This is a genomic window from Mariniblastus fucicola (assembly GCF_008087665.1).
Taxonomy (GTDB): Bacteria; Planctomycetota; Planctomycetia; order Pirellulales; family Pirellulaceae; genus Mariniblastus; species Mariniblastus fucicola.
Map to the genome: position 1 here is coordinate 3,773,517 of NZ_CP042912.1, position 22,809 is coordinate 3,796,325.

General features: G+C 53.7%; 14 protein-coding genes. 7 read left to right on the forward strand and 7 right to left on the reverse strand.

Annotation, left to right across the window (positions count from 1 at the left end; genetic code table 11):
* Positions 1-139: 139 nt before the first annotated feature.
* From MFFC18_RS13830 to MFFC18_RS13840, 3 genes are read left to right on the forward strand one after another with little or no spacing between them, the layout of a single operon-like run.
* Positions 140-2,542, forward strand: a complete 2,403-nt coding sequence (locus MFFC18_RS13830) for a DUF1592 domain-containing protein (RefSeq protein ID WP_075086009.1) — start codon at positions 140-142, stop codon at positions 2,540-2,542.
* Entirely contained in the window at positions 2,535-3,860 is a 1,326-nt protein-coding gene (locus MFFC18_RS13835) for a DUF1552 domain-containing protein (protein ID WP_075086008.1), read from the forward strand. The genes MFFC18_RS13830 and MFFC18_RS13835 overlap by 8 nt, the downstream gene beginning before the upstream one ends.
* Positions 3,861-3,875: 15 nt before the next feature.
* Entirely contained in the window at positions 3,876-4,751 is an 876-nt protein-coding gene (locus MFFC18_RS13840) for an ATP-grasp domain-containing protein (protein ID WP_075086007.1), read from the forward strand.
* Between the two features lie 61 nt (positions 4,752-4,812).
* On the opposite strand, the gene MFFC18_RS13845 is transcribed toward MFFC18_RS13840, so the two are convergent.
* Positions 4,813-6,471 carry a BBP7 family outer membrane beta-barrel protein gene (locus MFFC18_RS13845; RefSeq protein ID WP_075086006.1) on the reverse strand — a complete coding sequence of 553 codons (1,659 nt, stop codon included), beginning with the start codon at positions 6,469-6,471 and terminating at the stop codon, positions 4,813-4,815.
* A 347-nt stretch (positions 6,472-6,818) separates the two neighbouring features.
* Between MFFC18_RS13845 and MFFC18_RS13850 the strand changes: the two genes are divergently transcribed.
* Positions 6,819-8,534 (forward strand): tetratricopeptide repeat protein, encoded by a 1,716-nt coding sequence (locus MFFC18_RS13850; protein WP_075086005.1) that lies wholly within the window; start codon positions 6,819-6,821, stop codon positions 8,532-8,534.
* A gap of 174 nt (positions 8,535-8,708) precedes the next feature.
* Positions 8,709-10,517, forward strand: a complete 1,809-nt coding sequence (locus MFFC18_RS13855) for a tetratricopeptide repeat protein (protein WP_157665232.1) — start codon at positions 8,709-8,711, stop codon at positions 10,515-10,517.
* Between the two features lie 160 nt (positions 10,518-10,677).
* Here MFFC18_RS13855 and MFFC18_RS13860 read toward each other — a convergent pair whose 3' ends face one another.
* The 3 genes from MFFC18_RS13860 to MFFC18_RS13870 form a co-directional block, all read right to left on the reverse strand.
* Positions 10,678-10,995, reverse strand: coding sequence for a non-heme iron oxygenase ferredoxin subunit (locus tag MFFC18_RS13860; protein ID WP_075086003.1), 318 nt, complete (start codon positions 10,993-10,995; stop codon positions 10,678-10,680).
* A 27-nt stretch (positions 10,996-11,022) separates the two neighbouring features.
* Positions 11,023-11,778 carry a deoxynucleoside kinase gene (locus MFFC18_RS13865; RefSeq protein ID WP_075086002.1) on the reverse strand — a complete coding sequence of 252 codons (756 nt, stop codon included), beginning with the start codon at positions 11,776-11,778 and terminating at the stop codon, positions 11,023-11,025.
* A gap of 399 nt (positions 11,779-12,177) precedes the next feature.
* The gene (locus tag MFFC18_RS13870; RefSeq protein ID WP_075086001.1) at positions 12,178-12,735 is read right to left on the reverse strand and encodes a hypothetical protein; all 558 of its coding nucleotides are present in this window, start codon (positions 12,733-12,735) and stop codon (positions 12,178-12,180) included.
* Positions 12,736-13,017: 282 nt separating this feature from the next.
* Here MFFC18_RS13870 and MFFC18_RS13875 point away from each other — a divergent pair, with 282 nt between their 5' ends.
* Both MFFC18_RS13875 and MFFC18_RS13880 read left to right on the forward strand, forming a co-directional pair.
* Positions 13,018-15,708, forward strand: a complete 2,691-nt coding sequence (locus tag MFFC18_RS13875) for a coiled-coil domain-containing protein (protein ID WP_148618874.1) — start codon at positions 13,018-13,020, stop codon at positions 15,706-15,708.
* Positions 15,709-15,873: 165 nt separating this feature from the next.
* Positions 15,874-18,549, forward strand: a complete 2,676-nt coding sequence (locus tag MFFC18_RS13880; RefSeq protein ID WP_148618875.1) for an endonuclease/exonuclease/phosphatase family protein — start codon at positions 15,874-15,876, stop codon at positions 18,547-18,549.
* Here the strand turns inward: MFFC18_RS13880 and MFFC18_RS13885 are convergent.
* The 3 genes from MFFC18_RS13885 to lysS all read right to left on the reverse strand — a co-directional run bounded on the left by MFFC18_RS13885 (position 18,497) and on the right by lysS (position 22,743).
* Positions 18,497-19,273, reverse strand: a complete 777-nt coding sequence (locus tag MFFC18_RS13885; RefSeq protein ID WP_084417359.1) for an ABC transporter ATP-binding protein — start codon at positions 19,271-19,273, stop codon at positions 18,497-18,499. The genes MFFC18_RS13880 and MFFC18_RS13885 overlap by 53 nt on opposite strands.
* Positions 19,266-20,963: an ABC transporter permease gene (locus MFFC18_RS13890; protein WP_075085998.1), complete on the reverse strand. Its 1,698-nt coding sequence runs from the start codon at positions 20,961-20,963 to the stop codon at positions 19,266-19,268. Before MFFC18_RS13890 ends, MFFC18_RS13885 begins: the two co-directional genes overlap by 8 nt.
* Before the next feature lie 208 nt (positions 20,964-21,171).
* Positions 21,172-22,743: a lysine--tRNA ligase gene (gene lysS, locus MFFC18_RS13895; RefSeq protein WP_075085997.1), complete on the reverse strand. Its 1,572-nt coding sequence runs from the start codon at positions 22,741-22,743 to the stop codon at positions 21,172-21,174.
* Positions 22,744-22,809 lie beyond the last annotated feature (66 nt).

Sequence of the window (22,809 nt, forward strand, 5' to 3'; positions counted from 1 at the left end):
GCTGCTTTGTAAGCCTTTGGACCGGCATTGTCGGAACGTGGCCTTGCGGAAATCGAGTCAAAACCGCATTTTGATGGGATACTTGGGCGTGTAAAAGCGGTTCAATTCCGAAGGTATTTTCCCAATCAGAAGAGCCACCATGATCTTCCTCCGCGAATTTGGAAACCGACAAATCGGGCTTGCGCTACTGCTGTTGCTTGCGTTGCCCATAACCTTGGGTGCAACCGTTTCCTGTCAACAAGCGAACGCTCAAGTAGAAGAGCCCTGGTTTGCAAAAGGCAAAGAACTCTACGTTGACCAGTGTGCGACTTGTCACGGTGATCAAGGGCAGGGCGTTGAAGGAGCGTATGAGAACACGCTTGAGGGCGACCTTTCGCTACGGCGGTTGAAGGACTACATCGTCAAGACGATGCCCGAGGATGACCCGGAAATGTGCGTTGGCGAAGACGCCGAACTGGTCACGCGCTACATGATGAAAGCGTTTTACACTCGTGAAGCGCAGATGAGACTCAAGCCACCTGGAATCGCGTTTTCCCGATTGACCGTTGACCAATATCAGAACGCCGTCGCTGATTTGATGCGGCCATTTCTGGGCGCCGTTTGGATCGGTGACAATTTCGGACTCAAAGGACAATACTTTCCAACCAGAAGCCATGGCAAAGATCGCGCTTTCGAACGAACGGATGACTTGATCAATTTCGACTTCGGCGACGGCACGCCCGACGCGGAAAAGCTGAAGGACAAAGAACAATTTTCGATCGACTGGTCAGGTTCGCTAATTGCTCCGGACTCCGGCACCTATGAACTGATTCTCGTGACTCAAAATGGAGTTCAGTTTTTCTTCAACGGACAGAGCTGGAACTCCAGTCCGCTGATCGACAACAAGGTCACCAATGGAGAGACCGAACATCGAGCGACGGTCAAACTACGGGCTGGTCGAGCTTATCCATTGCACATCCAGTTTTTCAAATATAAAGAAGACTCGGCTTCGATTGCGTTCGAGTGGGTTCGCCCCAACCGCCCTCGCGAACTGGTCGGCAAAAAGCATCTGACACCGCAGTGGGCGCCTCCCGCGGTCATGCTGCAAACGGACTTTCCGCCGGACGACAGCAGCGTGGGATACGAACGTGGCACTTCCGTTTCGCAACAGTGGGATCGGGCCACCACCCTCGCCGCGGTAGAAGTCCTTGAGTTTGTGGACCGAAAATACAATGACCTAACTGGTTACTCAGACAAGATCAGGAAGAAAGAACGGAAAGACGAGCTGGACGATTCCGCAAAAGCAGCAGCCGAAGCGACGCGAACCCGAGCTTTCTGTGAGAAATTTGTGCGGCAGGCATTTCGTCGCGACCTGACGGAAGCCGAAAAAGCAACATTCATCGAACGGCCGTTTGCCACTGAAGATTTGGCAAGAAATGCGATGCGCAGAATCGTGTTGATGACGTTGAAGTCACCTCAATTCCTTTACGTAAGCCAATCACCGTCTCGCGAAAACGCGAACGCGCAATTCTCCGCGGCCGAAAAGATGGCGATTGGTTTTTGGGACTCAATTCCGGACAAAGATTTGCTCAACGCTGCAGCGGCCGGCAAGCTTGACGATGACAAAACACTACACACTCAGGCGTGGAGAATGCTGGGCGACGCACGGACTCGAGTCAAGCTTCGCCAGTTCTTCCATCATTGGCTGGAACTCGATCGTGCCACCGACGCAACCAAAGACCTCGAAGCCTATCCGGGCTTTGACGACAAAATATTGGGTTCGCTGGCAGAGTCACTGGATCTCGCGATCGAAGAAATCGTCTGGTCGGAAGAGTCTGACTTTCGACAGTTGTTGGCGTCTGACAAAATGTTCGTCGACGATCGAATCGCGGACTTCTACGGAATCGACAAACCGGACAACGATACGTTCGAAAAAAAGTCCTTTGAACCAGAGCTCCGGGCAGGTGTGCTGACTCATCCCTATCTGATGACCGGATTGGCGTATCACAAAAACACATCGCCGATTCATCGCGGCGTGTTCGTGGCCAAAAGCTTGTTGGGCCGTTCGCTCAAGCCGCCACCGATCGATGTCGAACCACTTGATGAGGCCTTCGATCCGACGCTGACAACGCGTGAACGGGTCGTGCACCAAACCAAGGAAATTGCCTGTCAGGGTTGCCACAGCGTAATCAATCCTCTCGGATTCAGCTTTGAAAACTTTGACGCCGTCGGACGTTTCAGGGACACTGAAAAGAAGCAGAAAATTGACGCTTCGGCCGAGTACGAAACTCCCGATGGCGAGGTGCTGAAGTTCAACGGCGCCAAGGACCTTGCGAAGTATCTGATCGAGAACGATGACGCCCATCGCAATTTCATCGAACAGCTATTTCGGCACTTCGCCAAACAGCCTCTGGCTGCGTACGGTCCCGATAAAATCGACGATTTGTTGACAAAATTTCAACGCAACCAATTTAACGTGCGGCAGCTTCTGGTCGACATGTCGGTCGTGGTTGCCCGGCACGAACTGGATGCTGCCAAACAACAGGAGAACGAAAATGAGTAAACAACTTTCACGTCGCGACGCGCTCAAGACACTGGGTTACTCGGCTGCGATGCTGCCATTCGTGATGCCAACATTGGCTCGTGCGAAAACAGCAAACACTGCCGCGCCGATTCAGCGTTTGATCATCATGTTCTCGCCCAACGGAACCGTGCAGGACCAATTCTGGCCAGAAACACAGGGGGCGGATTTTGAGCTGAAAAAGATTCTTGAGCCGCTTGCGCAGTTTAAGGAATCGATGCTGGTCACTCACGGAATTCACAACAAGGTTCGTGGCGACGGCGACAGCCACATGCGGGGAATGAGTTGCCTGCTGACCGGAGCAGAGCTTCTGCCTGGAAACATTCAGGGCGGCAGCCACACGCCAGCCGGTTGGGCCGGAGGCATCTCGATTGACCAGGAGATCAGAAACTTTTTACAATCACAAGAATCAACAAAAACCAGATTCGGATCACTTGAGTTCGGCGTTGCGGTGGCGGATCGTGCCGACCCGTGGACACGAATGTGCTACGCGGCACCCAACAAACCGGTTGCTCCGGATTCGAATCCATACTCGATGTTCGAAAAAATGTACGGCCGTGGCAAGAACGATGCTCTGGTCCGCAGTGTGTTGGATGACATCGCTGGAGAGTTGAAACAGTTCTCGAAATCGCTGGGTTCGGAAGAAAAAGTCATGCTCGACGAGCACGTGACTTACGTTCGCAAAATGGAACAGGACCTCGAATCTGCTGCGGCTCAGATGCTGGACGTGGCGGCACCGGAATTGCCTTCGGGAGTCAGCGTCTCCGAATCCAACATGCCCCAAATCGCGAAAATGCAAATGGATTTGCTGGTAAACGGGTTCGCCAACGACATGAATCGTGTAGCCACGCTCCAGTATTCCAATTCGGTCGGCGGAACGCGGATGAAGTGGCTGGGCTTTCCCGAAGGTCATCACCAGATGTCGCATGACCCGGACTTGAAAGTCGAATCCCAGGAGAAACTTACCAAGATCAACCACTGGTACGCCGAACAATTGCACTACCTTGTTAAGCAGCTTGCGGAAACCAAAGAGCCCGGCTCAGACCGCAGTTTGCTCGACGGCACATTGATCGTCTGGGGCAACGAGCTTGGAAAAGGCAACTCCCACACGCTGGACAACATTCCGTTCCTGATGTTGGGGAATGCACCAGGATTCAAGCTTGGACGCTACAAGGATTTTGGCGGCGTGCCACACAACCGGATGTTGATGTCGTTGGCTCACGCGTTCGGCCACAACATTGAAACGTTCGGAAAACCGGAACTTTGCGTCGACGGACCGCTTACGGCCCTAAACGGCTAACGGTAAATTGGGCGAATGAAAGAAATCGCCTATCTCTGTTCGCAAAATACAATCCCGGGTTCGTCCAATCGTCGCACTGATGCGTACGAACACGACAACATGGTGGGCGCCCTGCGTCCAGCATTTGCCAATCTCGATTTGCGTTTGGTTGAAGTGTGCTGGGACGATCCGGATATTCAATGGGACCGTAGTTTTGCGGCCGCCATTATCGGGACGACCTGGGATTACTGGGACCGACATGAGCTGTTTCTGGCGACGCTCGAGTTGATCGAGTCTACAACGCCACTGTTCAATTCGTCTGCGTTTGTACGTTGGAACTCGAACAAACGATATCTCAAAGAGTTGGCGACTCGTGGTGCGAAGCTGATCCCGACCGAGTGGATTGATTCGCCGACGCGTGAGTCGATCGAGGCCGCGTTCAAGTCACTTGGCTGTGAAGACATGGTGGTGAAGCGGCAGGTCGGAGCCGGAGCCGACGGGCAGCATCGGCTAAAGGCAGGCGATCCGATTCCCGAAATGAATCATCCAATGATGGCTCAACCGTTTCTGTCTTCGATTCAATCAGAAGGAGAGCTGAGTCTGATCTTTGTTGATGGTGAGTTTTCACACGCGTTGATCAAACGAGCCAAGGGTGACGACTATCGTATCCAGTCGACTTACGGCGGTACGGAGGAAGCGATTTCTCCTGCCGCCAAAGATCTCGCGATGGCCGCGGCGGTCCTTGATGCTCTCGACCAGACACCACTTTACGCTCGCGTCGACATGCTGCGAGCCGAAACTGGCGAGCTGTATCTGATGGAGCTCGAACTTATCGAGCCTTACCTTTATCCGCTCGAAGGTCCGGAGCTTGGCCGACGCATGGCGGAAGCGATTTCGCGACGCCTGGCCTAGCCGTCCAACATCTACGAAGGAAGCTTTCCAGACTGAAAGCTTCCCGAGATCAACCCACCGACTAGCGATAGATCTCAAGTCCCAGCGAGAAGCCGTGGACGAATGCGTCGTCGTCATCCGAACCGCTGAAACCGGTGAACGGCGACACGAACGGTGAGAAGTTATCCGCGACAGTGGCAACGTTTCCGAGGAACATGCCGTTGTAGCCGAATCGCAACCGAGCGGTCTGACGGATCTGGTAGTGAGCCATCAACTGCAGTTCATAGGTTGTCGAAATGTTCGCGTTGTTGTCTTCGGTATCAAGCAGGGTCGTTCCGCCGTTTTGCAGGAAGTTGTCGACCTTGTTGATGTTCGCATAAGCACCGAATTTACTCAGACCCGAAAGGCTAAACCGGTATCCGATATCGTAGAACAATTCAGCTCCGATATGAGCACCCAACATGTGGTTGATCGTGTCGATGCGGTACTGGCCAGTTTCGAATCCTGGAGCCACGTTGCCGAAGATATCGCGATTCGGTGCTGTACTGTCAAGCTGATACTTGTCGTCCATGTAGACATATCGCCAACCGACGAAGGACTTAAGAACGTCCCACCCCCAGCGAACACGGTTCAGTTCGATGCTGTGAACCGAAGTTTCCTTGAACTGAATGTGTTGCGAAGCACCGTTGAACGCTGACAGGTCGTCAGAGATCAAACCACCACCGGTGACAAACAACGCGTTGAGTCGATTCTCAGCATTGTTCGTCGTTTGACTGGCTTCGATGCCAGCGGTTCCGAAATAACTTATTTCACGTCCTTGAGTCATATCTGGTCGCTGTCCGAGCGTAATTCGCCAACCCGGATTGAAATCGAATTCACCCAGCGGATTGAAGTTCGAGTTCGTAATATTGCCGTCTTCGCGAGTCAGGTACAGCATCTCAAGATAAGCGTAACGTCGTGCTGCACTTACCGAACCGTACGTTCCGTAGTCGCAGTTGATTTGATTTGGGTTGTAGCTACCGTTCGGTCCGCATGTATCGCAACTACTGTCGCCGCAGCTTCCACAACCTGCAACTACGCTCTCCATTGGAATCGCGTCGACAACAGGTCCAGCCTCAAAGTAGCCTGGAGCCACCGTCATCGAACCACTGTCCATGATCGACTGTGGCATACCCGGCGACACCAACGACCCGGAGATCACGGGTGCGGCCTGCATTGACGCATCCATGCCCGCTCCCGGAAGCACGCTCATGTTGCGAGGTGAAGTTGGAGCAATCGACATCGGGGATGGGATCTGGATCGCCGGAACACCAATGCCAGGCTGACTGATTTCCTGAGCCAGAACCGGCATTTTCGCCGGCGAGAACGCACGCCCGACAAGAGCGGGCTCGACACGCCCGGCAACCTGCTTGATGCCAGAACCAATCGGAGCCAACAAACCGTTGGCGGGATTTGACTGGCTCGTTCCGGCAGCAACGCCAACACCGATCGGATTACCCGAGATAATTGGCGGCACGATTCCTGAGTTTTCGGCCATCCGGGCAGGAGCGAGTGGTTTTGACATTCCGCTGGAGTAGGAATAATCCACGTCTGGCCGAGCAGAGCTTGGCGTCCCCTGAACGATCGGAGGCATGAGGCTCGGTTGCTGTGCTGAAATTTCGCTGAGCCCCAAAACCGGGAACGCTCCAATGATCGAAATTGCTGCGAACTTTGCAAACTGTTGCAGTTTTTGCTTTTTCATGGGTCTGTTGTGTACAAACAGGTCATCAAACGGCAATCCAATGCTGCCCCATCTGTTTTTCGGCGTAGAAACATTCCGACTTTGCCGATTCTTCTGATTTTTGCAAATATGCCCTATGTACCCGATCTTCCGACTTTCCTGTCCAAGTCGTGTAGACCGCCAAAAGTGCCAGCCTAACTCGGTGCCTTGGCCACAATCGATTATCAAACGCAATACCTAAGCCCTTAAGAGCCCAATCGGTGGAATACGGTCTGGCAACTGCCGACTGATCCCAATAATATGGTCAGGCGGCTGCTTCCTTGAAGGCCGCGGCAAAATGCCAGCAATCTTCATGCATGTAAGACTCAATGAACTATCTTCTTTATCAACTCAAGCGACTTTTCATGCTGCCAGTGCTCCTGGTGACGTCTCCCGGCGAGGCGATTGGGAGTGCGTGGTCCGAATCCAGCCGCAACCGCGCACTGATGCTGGGGCTGCCTGCGTTGATCGTGGCGTTCGTCGCCGTGTCAGCCATCGCTGGGGTTCAGCTGCTAAGCCAATCTTCGTTAGAAGACAAATACGACTATCTGTATCAGAAAACGACTGCTGATCTGATTCAGTTGAGCAAAGAAATCGCTCGCAACCAGCAAGTGCAAAAGATCGATGCCGCTACGGCCAAGCCAACGATCAGCGAAGAGGAAAAAGCTCAGCTGATTGAGCTCCGCCAGGCCCAGCAGATTTATCTGGACAAGTTGATCGCGCTCGACCCGGAAAACAACGAATACCGATTCGAGCTGGCCAAGCTGGTTTCATCTCGAGGCAATCGCGACCACGCATTCAACATCCTGCGCGAATTGGCGCCTGAGGACATCCCCGGATTTCCGAAGGCTCATTCTGTTCTGGCTCGCCACTACTTTGATTTGCCAGCTCGCCCCGGAATGGAGCGTGATGGAAACCTTGCGATCGCCGAGAAACACGTCAACCACGTTTTGACTCGCGATGAAAAAGACACTGACGCGATGAAGCTTAAGGCACGCATCTTGACTCGCCTGCGTCAGTACGAGGGTGCTCACAAGCTCTACACCGATCTGTTTGAGGACGACCCGAACTACTTTCGCGAGCTGGCCGAACTCAATCGCGAGCTCGATCAGACTGAACGGGATCGAGCTTTGTACGAACGTGCCCTGGCCCAGTTTGAGCAACAGGCAGACCAGGATGACAGAGACGGGAACGATCGAGATTGGATTCGCGTCGAGGCCGGCATTGCGACGACGTTGCAAAAACTGGAACGCTATCCAGAAGCCGAGGCTCGATTGGATCGCCTGATTCAGAAGTATGCGGCTGATCCGAAGGGCGGACCGCGACGCGTGTTTCTGCAGCATCTGATTGCTGACACGTACATTATCTGGGCGAACTCGATTGCCGACACGAAAACTTCCTATGAATCGCTCGACGAGGAAACGCTCAACAAACTACTGGACCTCTACACGAAGGCTTACCGCAACAAACAGGACAACGTCCTCGTCCTTCAGTCGCTGGCACGACTGTCTCTCGCCAGCAACGAGGTCATCGCGGAGAAAGCGAGAACTGTTTACGATCCGAATGCGGACGTGGAAGCTCCTTCAGCGGTGCTGAATCAACTTGGAAATCACGCTTTGCTCAACAAACGATTCTCCGAAGCGATCATGTACTACGAGCGGGCAAGGGAAAAGGCTCCTCGAGATCCGGCGGTTCTGAACAATCTCGCCTATTCTTACCTTGTCGCTCAGGATGATGAGCGTAACGCTGAACGGGCGTTACAGTTGATCAATGAAGCGATAAAAAACATTCCGGCCGGATTCGACCCGTATGAAGCGTCAAAGTTTTTACACACCAAGGCAACCGCGTTGAAGCAACAGGATCGCCTGCAGGAAGCACTCGCGGTTTATGAAAGAGCGTTGAAGTCTCGTCCGGACCACGCCGACACATTGCGGTCGCTGATTGAGTGTTATCGCGGTCTCAACAAGCCGCCGCCGGAGCAATACAGCGAGCGACTGGCTGAACTCGAGGAGGAAATGCGACGGAATCAACCTGCGGCTCCCTAACGGTCATTGCCGACGCCGCTTTCGTAGCTGCTGCGTTTAATCGCACAGCGTGTTGGCGGTAACAGACTTGTGTTGCTAGACTGTTGATGAGTTTCCGCCCAGTTATTGCTTAAGATTATGGTTTTCAACCGAAACGAAGACGGGTTTAACAACCGCTCATTTTTCTCTCTCCTGATGGCTCCCTTTCGCGCTATTCAGGACTGGCTTAAGGACGCCATTTCCGGCGACGACTCGTTCCGCTCGGATCAGGGAAACGTCATCGTCAGATTCATCACGCTGCCGTTTCGGTTGCTGTGGGGATTCTTGGTCTTCATGGTTCAGGCTTGGACGACGTCCCGAAACGGGATTGCGTTTTTGCGTGGGCTTCCCGCGTTCGGGATTATCGCCTTTACGCCATTCCTCTTGTGGTTGGTCAATAACTACTCGCGTCAGATCTCGGTTGGGCCGACGATTGGATATCACAAGATGCATCTTCGGAACGGAGCCGATGAATACGCTCAGCTGTTTTCGAAGAAACTGGTCGAGCTGGAACCGGAATCCAAAGAATACAAGTACATGATGGCCGAAGATTACGCACGTAACGGCGATATCGGCAAAGCAACGCGGATCATGGAATTTCTGGCCGGAAGTACTGACATCACGCCAACGGCACTGGTTTCCAGCCCGGAGCCAACGGATACGGGCAATCCCCTGGATCCACCAACCACCGACGATTCGAGCGATCCAGACGTCGATGCTGCAGCAGAAAGCGCGGAGCCGGAGAAGTACGCCCAGGCTCATGTCTGGCTGTCCCAACAGCTCATTCGCAAACAGCGGATGGAGGGAATGGATGAAGCGGGAAACACGAAAGCCATGGCTCACCTTCGTGCGGCGATCGCTGCCGATCCAGAAAATATTCGAGCGAAAGTCAACCTGGTCGATCTATACCTGACCCGCGCCCGATCTATGGGCCCTGACTCTGGCGAATACAAAGAAGAAGAATACATCGAGAACCTGAAGCTCGCGCGTGAATCACTCGAGGCCCTGACACGGTTTCAAAACTTCAATCGTATGGAGCAGGTTCTGGCCATGCCGCAGTTGGTTGACGTTTGCGTAAAACTTGGCGATGACGCTGCGGCAAAACGCGCTCTCAATGATGCGGCGTCGAAGGTCACCAGGATCGCGCGGCTTAATCCGGAAATTTACGAGATCTGGTTTTCGCTGGTTCAGTGTGCCGTAGCACTCAAGGACTACAAACGTGCCGATGAGTTTATCAAGACCGGATACCAGAACGTCAAGACTCAGGAAACACGACGTAAAATTATGCAGCTTTCGTCGCTGGTGTTTATTCAAAACGCGGACGATTTTAAAGACATCACGATCGAAAGAAATTTTCGGCTTAGGCTGTTTGCGCTTTGCAAGGCGATTGCAACGAACCCCAGAGACGTGAAAATTTACGATCGTTTGGAAGACTACATTGATGTCGATGTGGATGAAGCCCAGCGAGAAGTTTGGTTGCGGAACTCGATTCTGGATTGCCCGATTCCGGGCGTGGTTCACATCCTGATCGGAACTCGTGAGCTTATTCGCGGTGATGTGGTCGCGGGTAAAACCAGCTGGGACATTGCACAGCACCAATTCGGGACGACCGAGTTCGTGATCCATCGTCTGCTTTCGATCGCGATTCGCAAGGAACCGAAGTACGGCGAAGGCGATTTGCTCAATACGGCATTACTGTTGTTCCCGGACCAGTACATGCTGTACGAAACCCGGGGTGCGATCAAAAAAGGCAGAGGTGAATTCACGGAGGCTATCAAGGACTTTGAATTCGTCATTGATAAAGTTCCGGATTTGATCACCGTTCAAAAACACCTTGCGGACTGCTACGAAGCCATTGGCAATGCAGAGAAAGCGTCGTTCCATGAGAGTCGTGTCGAAGAATTGCTCGATCAGGTCGACCAGAAACAGCGTGACCTGTACGAACGTGAACTGAACAAACTGTAGATCGCGTTTGTTCGCTTACCGTCCAACTGCTGCCCGCCAGTACGAACTGCAAAGCTTCACCTTCGTGATATCCCAGAGTGAAGAAGCAAGTCGGCACGTACCGACGACGCCAAGCACTTCTTGCGAAGTTGATACGTGCTTTCTCAATCTGGATTCTCGGCTACGCGTCGGCGAGCTTGACCAAAATGTCATCGCCGTCAACTTTGACTTCGTGAGAACCGGTGTTCTGCGTTGCCGGCATGCACAAGGCTTTCCCACAGCGGACATCGAATTTGGCGCCGTGCCGAGGGCAGGCAATTGCAAACCCTTCGAACTCGCCATCACTAAGTGTGCCGCCGTCATGCGTGCACACGTCATCAAGACAAAAGTAATCGTCGCCGACCTGAAACAGGATCACCAGCTGATCGTCGACTTCGACCAGCAGTTTGTCGCCCGAGCTAAGTTCTGATCGGGTTGCTGCTTTGATAAATTCGCTCATGTTGTCATTCTTGAGAGTTTAAACTCTTCATGCGTCCGGGTTGGGAGCGATCGGAACACGAGGTTCTTTCGCCAGAGAAAAAGAAAGCTCTTCGTACCACGTGCTGTCCGAATCAACCAGCTTCTGGATTCGTTTCCAGATTTCAACCGGAGGACCGAATCCGCTCCAGTCAACGGTCAGCACGCGAACGCCACGGCGACGCATTTCAGATAGAAGCTTTTGATAGTTACCGTAAAGTTGCTGCAAATAATCCAGTGGCACGCCTTCTTCTTCGCTGCGACCGCGGGAATGCATTCGATCGTAGCATTCTTCTGGTGAAACATCGAGATAGACGAACACATCCGGCGGCATCACGTCACGGCTCATGTTGCGATACACATCAACGTACAAATCGTACTCTTCTGCCGTCATAAAACCACGCTCCATCGCGGTGGTTGCGAAAACAGTGTCGCCGTAGATCGGACGGTCCTGAATCACGATCGTTCCGTTGGATCCCCAAGCCTGCTCGACCGCCAGACGGTGTTGCTCATAACGCTGGCAGAGCATGAACATTTGCATGGCGAATCCGCCACCCGTGTTCTTTTCGGTCTGTAAATCGTCGTAGTATCGCTGCAGAAAGTGATTGAATTTTGGATGGTGTGTTGGTTCTTCCATCACACGCGTTGGGTGTCCGGCCGCCATCGCAGCAGAGGCGATCGCATGGCAGGCGTTGGTTTTGCCAGCACCAATGTTTGCGTCAATCGCGATGAATAGTCCATTTCTTTCGTTACCGGCAAAACCCACGGTCACTCCTCCATTTGTGTTTAGTTTGAGGACGTGAATCTATCGCCTGATGACAGCATTCGCAATCTAGCAACAATGCGTAAGCGACAGAACATCGACATTGAAGACCTGCGATCGGCGACTTCGACAAACGTTACCCAATGCGGAAATCCTGGCGGGTGACGGGACATTTATATGACTGGGAAAGAATATTCGCCTGTTCATTCCCAGCTATATAAATTAGCTCTCGCCAAAGCGATCACCAGACGCACCAATCGCAGCGAGCCAGTCCTGTGCAGCCATTGTTAATACCCAAGCTCGTCAAACCCCATCCTCGCATAACGGTTCAGCAGCAAGGCATGCAATATGGGTTGAAGGCGATACTACAACAGATCGCCTGAGCTTAGTCTTGGGTTCTAGCTAGTGAAACGCTGCTGCAAGATCGGCGATCGCTTTCTTTTCCTTATCCGACACAGTTCCCGCACCGAAGAATCCACCTGCAGCTTCGGCAACATTTTCAGCGCGGTTGATCACAGACGACTTCAGCTGCGAATAGGAAGTTTCATCAAGACTGCCTTTCAGCACGCCGACGTAGCCCTTCCAGGACTCGAGCAAATCAGGCTTCGGCCGATGTGCCAGCCAGCTGCCAAGCAACTTCGATGCGGCAGAATCTTTCTCAATGCCAGCCGAAGTCGCAGCCTGGAGAATCGCCTCTTTCTCGGTGGCTTCCATCAGGTCATCACACCACGCGACTGACACCAGTGGAATCAGTGAAATCGCCGCGAGGCTTTCAGGAGTTACGCCGGCGTCGATCAGTTTGTCGAGGACTTCATCGTTGTCGATCCCGCTAACCGCGTGCAGGGCTTCTCGAGCTTCCTTGTCCGCGAGTTCCGCTTTCAGATTCTGCAGCAGCACCTGATCGCGCTCTCCAAAAAACTTCGTTTCAAGTGCTTTGCCGCGGCCCTGAAGGTCATCCATCACAATACCCTGATCGTATCGGTTTCAATCAAAACGACGCAAACAACCGGCCTGTCCGGGGGCCGCGTCACCAGAATGCTATTCGAGAGCGACAGCGACGGCTAGGGGTACCAAATATCACCGAAAAACCTGTCGCAAAACCGGATTTTTCATCTGTCGCAAATGAGAAAAACTAGGCTTTCGTTGGTAGCCACCGGAAGGTGTATCAATCAGAATGACCGGAAACCTCAAGGTTCGTTGAAAATCAACCTGAACCACAGACTTGCATCGATTGCCGACACCATGCTTCACACGAATCAAATCGTAAAATCCAACGCCTCTCACAAGGCAAATTTCATCGGCCGCGTGACCGCGCTGCTGGTGTTGCTACTGGCTTCTCAGATTGCCGAAACCGCTCACGCCGACGACACGACTCAACGGCTCAGGACCTGCGTCGCACGCATGAATCATTGGCTGGGCTCCGGCGACAAGGCCCAGACCTGGCGGATGTTGCTGGACCTCAACGTGCTTGATTCTCAAACTGCCAAGGGCGAACAAGCGGATCCGCAAACCCTGTCACGACTGCTAGGCCGATTCGATCAAAAGAAGGCTGCGGAAGCGCATCCGGTATTCCTGGAAGTTCGAAACGCGATCTCCGCCCAGATCGACCAGATCAATCGCACTCGAACGCAGGAGTTGGCGGACCTTCAATTTGCAGCCTATCAGGCAATCTCTCAATTCGAAAAACCGTCCGTCTTGCAGTTGGAGTTCGACCGCGATTTGGCGAAGTACGAACTTCAGGTGCTAAAGAAGGTCTACCGTCGCGATCTCGACAGTCGCTCGCGAGCCATCATCTTTCACAAATTGAAGCTTGACCAAACGATCGAGTTCCTTGAAGGAATTCAGTTCGAAATGCCGCCTGAAGTCTCGGTCGGAAAAATGAAGTCGATGATTGCTGACGAACGATCAAGGCTCGAAGAGGTCGTTGACGCAATCGACGCTCTTCCAATTCAGCTTCCGGAAGAAGACAGCGATGAAGGAGATCTGGAACTGGAGCAGGACACTCCTGGCCCGGACAGCGACAGCGGTGACGATCTGAAGTCACTGGAAGCGCGAAAGGAAGCGATCGAGGAACGTATCAGCGAGTTGCGAAAGAAGTATTCCGAAGTCTTTGAGGCCGATAGGCCAAGGCTGATTCGACGTCGCGACATTGGACGCGAACTCCGCAGAATTCAACGGCGATTCGTGGTGATGGCGAAAGAGCAAACCGATCCTGCGTTCGCTTCGGCCCGGGAAGCGATCGACATCATCGCGGACGAGTTCGAATTTGCGACCGGCGACAATATTCAGCAGGAGTACCTTGAACAGGTGACTGAACTTGCGGAACTGCTGCCAGAACTGAACGATCCCAATGCAAGGCTGTCGCACGCCCGGATTGGATCGATTTTGCTTTGGCTTGAAAACAGACAACAACTCCAGGACTTGTGCGTCGCAATTCGTCGCCGTTACTCGAACCCGAATGCTTACGTTTCGGTTTCGTCGCGGATGCTGCAAAGCCTGACGTCTCGATCGTCGTCGGAGAACGACCGGATCGCGGAAGACTTTCTTGGCAGATTCGCCCGGGGACTTTCAACGACCAGCACGACGGTGAATGTTGTCCCGATCGACAACCCGGACCAGGTCCACGTCAGCATTTTGCTCAACGGAACCGCGACGACGGATACTTACGTTCGCGAAAGAATCTTTCGCATCAACTCTTCTTCATCCGGCTACCTTTCTGCCCGCCGCGACCTGTTTGCGAACCTGAACGGCCTTTGGGCAACACAAAGCAGTGTCGATGCTTCGATGTCTTCGCAGTACGGCGGCATTAGCACCAACTGCGGTTTGATTCAACGGTTGGCAGAAAAGAGCTTTACGAAAGAGCAGGGCAGAACGGACGAGGAATCCTCTCGCCGAGTCCGTGAGCGATTGCGGGACCGGTTCGAATCGGAAACTTCTAACGCGATCGGCGACGGCGTTGGTCAGGTGGAGTCGTTTGCGAAACAGGCCAGAGACATCGCTGCTTTCCTGCCACAAATTTTCCTGCGTTCGTTCTCGAATCGTGTGGAAGTCGTTGCCAAGAAGGATGCTCGCATCGCAATCAGTGCTCCTGCCAATCCGACTTTTCAAACGGCTGGCTCCGACGTACAGATCAAGCTCCACGATTCGTTGCCGAGCATTTATCTGGATCCGATTTTTGCCGGCAAGACGTTCACGCAATCCGAGCTTGAGGCCGAAGTGAAATCCTTTGTCGGCGACGCAGACGTTTTTGCCGCTGCGAAGTCCGCGGCGGAAGATGCTGTCGAGGAAGACGTTGAAGAGTTCAAAATCAGTTTTCAGGACATCCGCCCGATTCAGTTCGAGTTTTCGGATAACCGCTTGGGTGTGGTGATCAATGGAAGTCGCTTCGAGCAGGGCGAAAATGCGATTCGAACCAACTTGTCGATCAAATTGGCGTTTAAGGTTGTTAGTCGAAACGGAAAACTGTTTATCAAAGCCGATGGCACGCCAGAGATCGACCTTTCGGAAGGCGAAGAACCGGATGCGGAGTCGATTGCGTTTGCCAAGATCCTGGAGAAACGAATCGCCGAAGCAGCTGAAGCTTCAGGTGGCGAAGGTTTCGAGCTTCCTTCCAACCTGCTGCCGTCCTTGCCACAGCTTTCTGGCCTTGAGTTCATCAACGCGTTGCAACTGGGACTGTTGGAGCTTCGTGACGGATGGCTGTATTTGGGTTGGAACTATCAGGGTGGCTCGGTCAACACGCCGGCCATTTGGAACGAGTATGTTGTCCAGGAATTCGACCCGCTTTACCTTCCGGATGGAGCACCGATTCTGGAGCAGCCACAGGACGATTCCGTTTTGATCGATCCACCGCCTCCGGCCGACGACGTTTCGTCACAGACGATCATTCTCGATTCCGGCGCCGCGACAATCGAAACGGGACTTGGACAATAGCCGCCTGCCGATGCATGCATTGCATCGCGTTCTACTTGAATGTCGTTCGAACGATGGCCGCCGATTGACCGTTATCGGTTTGCCCCTATAGTTGCTTGTTCGCTCGAAAATTTACGATCTGCCGCCCACGTTGCGGCGCTCGCCCGCCTTCAAAAGAATCTTTCCATGAATTACTTTTTCTCGCTGCTCTCGAGTCGCCGTTCGCAAAAACGTCGTCGGCTGAAACCTGCCAGAGCCACGTTTCAGGTGCTCGAAGGGCGACGTTTACTGGTCGCGGTCGATTTGCGATTCGCGACCTACAACGTGCTGAATTTTGATTCGGCGTCGGGAAACCGACAGGACGAGATGGAGATCGTTTTCGAGGAACTTGACGCGGACGTTTTGGTCGTCCAAGAAGTCAACACTTCGGCCGGAGCCGGCATCCTCCTTGATGCACTCAACGTCAATGGAACGGAGTACGCACAAGCAACCTTCGTCGATGGCCCGGACACCGATCAACTGCTTTACTACCGGACGGCGAAAGTCAGCCTTGTTGCCCAGGAATATATCTCGACGTCCCTCCGCTCGATCGGTGAGTACACGCTGAGCGTCGCGGACACGCTTCTGAACGTTTACAGTTTGCACTTGAAAGCAAGTTCCGGAGCTTCCAACGAACAGCAACGACTCAATGAAGTCACCACACTGCGTGACCACCTTGAAACTCTGCCCGCCGACCGCGAGTTTATCGTGGCCGGTGACATGAACATCCAGTCCAGCTCCGAAGCGGCCTATCACAAGTTCGTGCAGAGCGAGTCCAACAACGATGGTCGACTTGAGGATCTGCTACCGGCCAGTTTGATTGGAAACTGGTCAGCGAATTCGACTTACGCCAGCGTACATACGCAAAGTCCGCGGACGACTCAGTTTGGAGGCGGATCGAACGGCGGCCTCGATGACCGCTTTGACATGATCTTCACCAGCTTTGGCTTGAATAATGGTGCCGGCCTGGAATACGTCGCTGACAGCCAGTACGTTCCAGGCAACGACGGCAACCACTTCAACCAGGCAATTACCTCTGGTTCCAACAGTTCTGCAAGTCCGGCAGTGATCCAGGCGTTGCACGATGCCAGTGACCATTTGCCTGTCGTTGCGGAGTTCGAGGTCATCAGTCCGATCGGAGTTAGCATCACCGAAACCGGTGGAAGCACATCGGTGTCGGAAGACGGAACGACTGACTCCTACCAGTTGGTCCTCGATTCCGTTCCAACGTCAAACGTCACCGTTGTGGTGACTCCTGACAGTCAGATCGACATCGGCAACGGAGCCGGCGTCGCTGTTTCGCTGACCTTCACGCCCGCCAACGCGCAGTCACCGCAGACGATCAACATCTCTGCGATCGATGACGCAATCGTTGAAGGCGTACACACCTCGACGATCACGCATTCGGCCACCAGTGGCGATCCTGACTACGACGGTATCTTTGTGGAATCGCTGGATGTTTCGATTTCGGACAACGACGGCACGACGGCTTCGGGTGCTTTGTTGAACGAAGTCTATGTCAACAATCCTGGCACGGACTCCAATCTTGAGTTCGTGGAATTGCTCGCAGAGCCTTTCTCTACCTTTGACGATATTTGGTTGCTGGAGATCGAAGGCGATGGCTCGGCTGCCGGCACCGTCGACAATGCTCAGGACTTGAGTTCGATCGTCGCCGGAGCCAATGGCCTCGTTTTGCTTGGCGATGGATATGAAACTTCGCATCCCTGGACCGATGAAGTGAGTGCTTCGACTACGATCGCCAACCTTGAAGGCGGATCGATGGAAAACGGCACGATCAACTTCCTGTTGGTAAGCGGATTCTCCGGTAGCGTTGCAATGGATCTCGACGCGAACAACGACGGAACACTGGACTCGACTCCATGGACCGTGATTCTGGATGGAATCGGTTGGACGGACGGAGGTTCTTCAGATCACGTGTACGCCTCGGTTCTGTTGACTCAGCCGGGAACTCCTGATGCAGCGACCAGAGTATTTGGTGACGACTTGACCGGTTCGACAGCCAGTTGGTTTAACGGCGACATAACCAGTGACGTTGCCTACGACGGCACGAATTCCAGTTCGAACCTGCCGAGCGGAGCGATCATCACCCCGGGCAACTACAACTTCGGAGCGACCGCTCCTGGCCTGACGTCTGTCAGCGTCAACAAAGAAGGCGACACACAGCGTTCGACGGTCGACCAGTTGGTGCTGGTGTTTGACGGCGACGTCGAATTCGATTCCGGTGCGTTCAATGTGATTCAACGAACCGACGTTGACGGCACGACGACCGGAACATCGGTTGCAACCAGCTACACGACCGCAGCAGTCGGTGGCAACACGCAAGTCACGATCACCTTCGATTCGATGACTCGCAACGCGTTTGGTGCACTCGTCGACGGCAACTATCAGCTGACGGTGAACGGTTCCAATGTCAGGCGAACGGGCACCGACCTGACGCTGGGCTCGAACTACGTCTATGGCGACACTGCCGGAGAAGATTTCTATTCGCTCTACGGAGACAGCAACGGCGACAGAACGGTGAACGTGTTCGATCTCCTGGCGCTTCGCCAGACTTATCTGGCACAGGCCGGGGACGCGAACTACAACGCCAGCCTCGACTTCGACAACAACGGGATCGTCAACGTGGTGGATCTGCTCAGGTTCCGTCAGAACTACAACAGGTCGTTGAACTTTGGCAAGTCATTCAAGTCCGGCGATTCGGGGAAATCCGACGCACCGGAGACAGTCATCAAGCCGCCGTCAACGGCGGCTATTGCTGAACCTTACCGCCGACCAGGTGGATCACGTGGTCAGAAGATTTAGCCATCTCTGCGTCGTGTGTCACCATCACGATGGTCAGGTTTTTGCGGCTGCGAAGTTCGTGCAGAGTCTTCATAACCTCGCCACCGTTTTCTTCGTCCAGGTTACCTGTTGGTTCGTCGGCCAACAGAACTTTCGGGTTTGAAATCAACGATCGCGCAATCGCAGTCCGCTGCATCTCGCCTCCGGAAAGCTCGGATGGCTTGTGCGTCAAACGATGCCCCAAACCGACCATGTCCAGCAACTCTTTGGCTTCCTGTTTGTACTTTTTCTTGTTGGCGAGGTAGCGAAAAAAGCCATCCTGAACCATTCGCGGAATCAACACGTTCTCCAGCGTCGTTAGCTCGGGCAGTAGATGATAGAACTGAAAGATCAGCCCGAATTCCTGATTGCGAATCGCCTCGCGTTTCTTCGACGGCAAATTGTCGATCCGCGTATCGCCGTAAACGATTTCGCCACGATCAGGAGCATCCAGCGTCGCCAACAGATGCAGCAACGTACTCTTGCCAGAGCCGCTTTGGCCGATGATCGTCGTGAATCCACCTTCGGCAATTTCGATGTCCACACCTTTCAGCACCGGAACTTCGAGCTTGCCTTTGCGATAACTTTTATGCAAATCGTTGGTGGCCAGAATTGTCTTGTGCACCACACTCAGCGGCGGGCGAACCGGCTGGTACTTCTTCGTCCGGGCAACATTCGGCTTGGTAGCTGTGACTGGTTTACTCATAGCGAAGCGCCTCTACAGGGTGAAGTCGAGCGGCCCTGAGCGACGGCAAAACCGCTGCCATGACCGCAATTGCGATCGCTCCAACGGCGACACCGATAACCATCCACGGACTGACGATGGTTGGGATCTCTGAAAAATAGTAGATCGTGGGGTCAAAGATTTCCTGGCCTGTGATCTTCTGAACCAAATCGGCGATCTGATTGATGTAGCGTACAAACAACAGACCCAAAATGATTCCGGCCCCTGTCCCGACGGCTCCGAGTGACACACCATAGCCCAGAAAGATTGACATCACGCCGCCACTGGGAGCGCCAAGTGCTTTCAGGATTCCGATGTCGCGAGTTTTTTCGACGACGATCATGTAGAACGTCGCGAGGATGCCGAAACCTGCGACGGCAATGATCAGGAACAGCAAAATGTTCAGGATCGTGAGCTCCATGTTGACCGCGCTAAGGAGTGGACGCTGGCGATCCTGCCATGTTTCGATACCACAGAAGTATTCCTCCATGGGAAACCGCTGCAACATCGCGAGCTTGGCTTCGTTCAAATCGACGCCTGGCTTAAGCTTGATCTGAATCGTCGAAACGGAACCTTTGCCGGTCATCGGATTGATCATGCCACGCATTTTTTGCAGCTCGGAAATCGGCATGAACGCAAACTGCGAATCGTACTCGTGCATGTTTGAGCTGTAAAAATCAACGACAGTGCACATGTCGCTAACCGGCTTTGGGCTGCGACCGACCGTGGTGACCATCAGCTGAACATCGTCACCCGGACGTAGCAGGAAAAAGTCTGACACCTCACCGGTTTCATCGTCGACGGAGAGCTTCTTGGCGATCGCCTGACCAATAATAATCCCGGTGTAGTGGTCCTTCGCAGGATCGAATATGTCTTCTGCGGCGACTTGCTGGCGAAGATGCGCGTGTGGATCGGCGAATGACAATTGAGAAGCGGAGTCGGAACTTGACTGCTCTTTCTCCGCCAATATTTCGTCGATCGGTCGGATCTTCGTGGGCAGCGGCGCGAAAGTTCGCTCAACAGGTTCAAACGTTCCTTCAGCCGACGGCTCGTCGACGGTTTGCTGGAATGAAGCCTGCGCGACGCCTGACTGAGGCTGCACGCCCCATTTACTCTGCTCTTGCTCGGCTCGCAAAGTCTGCTGACGATACAACTCCTCCATCATCCGTTCGTGTTCGGCTCTTTGCCGACGCAACTCCCAACCGCAGACTCCGTAGTCCGGGGAGTAGCCGTCGGATTCCAGGTCAAAGCTGAAATTCGTTTTCTTCCTCGCGTGCTGCAAATAGGGCTCGAAGTCCGTGACGTTGCCAAACGTTTGGTCGTCGATACCAATCAGAATGACTTGCTGTTGCACCGACATTCCGTTGGGCCCCTGAAACGCCATCAGGGCTGGAGTCCTGACAACGCAGGTGACTTCTTCAAGGTCGTCGCCAAGCAATTCGCGAATTTGCTCAACGGTGTACTCGGAGTGATGAATTTCGGACAGCAGCGGCGCTGACATTTCAATGTCCGAGAGGACCCCGTGCAGTCGATGCTTCATCTGGTCGACGAAGCCCGACATGACACTGTTGACGACAATCAGTGTCGCAACGCCAAGCGTGACGCTGACGATGGACGCCAACGCAATGAATCGTGTGCGGAGATACCGCCACGACAGAAGAAGTTTGTACATTCGCCGATCCCTGGCTGTGATGTGTGAGCCGTGATATTAGCGAATTGTGTCGGATTCCCCAAGAGAGTTAAAGCTGTTGGCTGGTTAGCCCGAAAGCGGCGAACGTTCACTGCTGGTTCGTCGCCCTTCTGTTGCGGCAAGAGTCGCTTTTCACCCTGAATCGGACATTCTCGATCCGCAGCGAAATCGCCAACTCGGCCAGAACACGCTAGCTCTCTTGCTGCTCGCGCAACAGCGGGAACAGGATGATGTCGCGGATCGAAGAACTATTGGTCAGCAACATCACGAGGCGATCGATGCCGATCCCCAAACCGCCCGCGGGAGGCATTCCGTTGCGGAGTGCTTTCACGAAATCCGTGTCCATCCGAGCCATCGAATCCTCTTCCGCCATGCCTTCAAGCTGCGTTTCAAACAGCTGCTGCTGCAAATCGGGATCGTTGAGCTCCGTGTAGGCGTTGGCCAACTCCATCCCGTGGATGAACAATTCGAACCGTTCTGCGACAACAGGATTGTCTCGCTTTCGTTTGGTAAGCGGACAGATGCTGGCCGGATAATCGGTGACGAAAACGGGACCAATCAACGCATCTTCGACCTTGGCTTCAAATACTTCGCTCTTGATCACGTCCGAGTGCTTGCCGTCGGTATTCAGACCAATCGATTCAGCATAAGTCTTGATCGCGTCCGCGTCGGTCGGATCGACACTGGTGTGCTGTTCGAACAACGAGTCGTAAGTTTCGCGAGCAAATGGTGTCGAAAAGTCAATTTCTTTGTCGCCCCACGGCAAGACATTGCCACAACCAATGGCCTCGATGGCATTCGCGATCACGGCTTCGGTCAAATCCATCATCGAGTTGTAATCGCCGAAAGCCTGGTAGACCTCCAACATCGTGAACTCGGGATTGTGCTTCGGACTGATCCCTTCGTTGCGATACACGCGTCCAAGTTCGAACACACGTTCCATTCCGCCGACCATCAGACGTTTCAGGTGCAGTTCCAACGCGATTCGCATCACCAACGGCATGTCGAGCGCGTTGTGATGAGTTTTGAAGGGACGTGCCGCCGCACCACCGGCGATTGTGTGCAACGTTGGGCCTTCGATTTCAACAAAGTGTTGATCGGAAAGCGTTTTACGGATCGAGGCCACGATTTTTGAGCGATCCAAAAACCGGTCGCGTACTCCTTCGTTCCACGCGAGGTCGACATAGCGCTGCCGCTGTCGAATTTCAGGATCGACCAACCCTTGATGTTTGGCCGGAGGCGGATCGAGCGTCTTGGTCAGAAACGTAATCTTGGTGGCAAAGATTGAGAGTTCGCCCGTCTTGGTTCGGCGCAGTTCGCCATCAACTCCGATCAAATCGCCCAGATCGAGGCACTTAACCAGCTCCCAGTTCTCTTCTCCGACTTTTTTGATGTTCACAAACAGCTGAATGCGGCCGGTCCAGTCTTCCAGGTCAATGAACTGGGTTTTGCCAGATTTGCGGTGCAGCATGATCCGGCCAGCAGCCCGAACGGTCGGCCCGGACTGAGCACCTTTGCCTTGTTCCTTCATCCAATCCGCAAGCGTGCCGGCTTCGACGTGTTCGGCAGGCAAATCGAGCTCTGTACCGTCTTCGAGTTTAAATTTGATTTCGCTGGCGCGCTGTCGGATGTCGCCAGCCATCTGGCGGTCATCGAAACGATGGCCCCAAGGATCGTGTCCGAGGGTTTCGATTTGCTGCATTTTGGTGCGGCGAGCTTCCTGAGGATTCTGGCCGCCACCGGTGTTTTCACCGTCTGTCATCGTCGTGCGTTTCTTTCGCGGGATGCTAATTTTTAACGAAGAGAGTTTCCGTCAAAAACAGGTTCG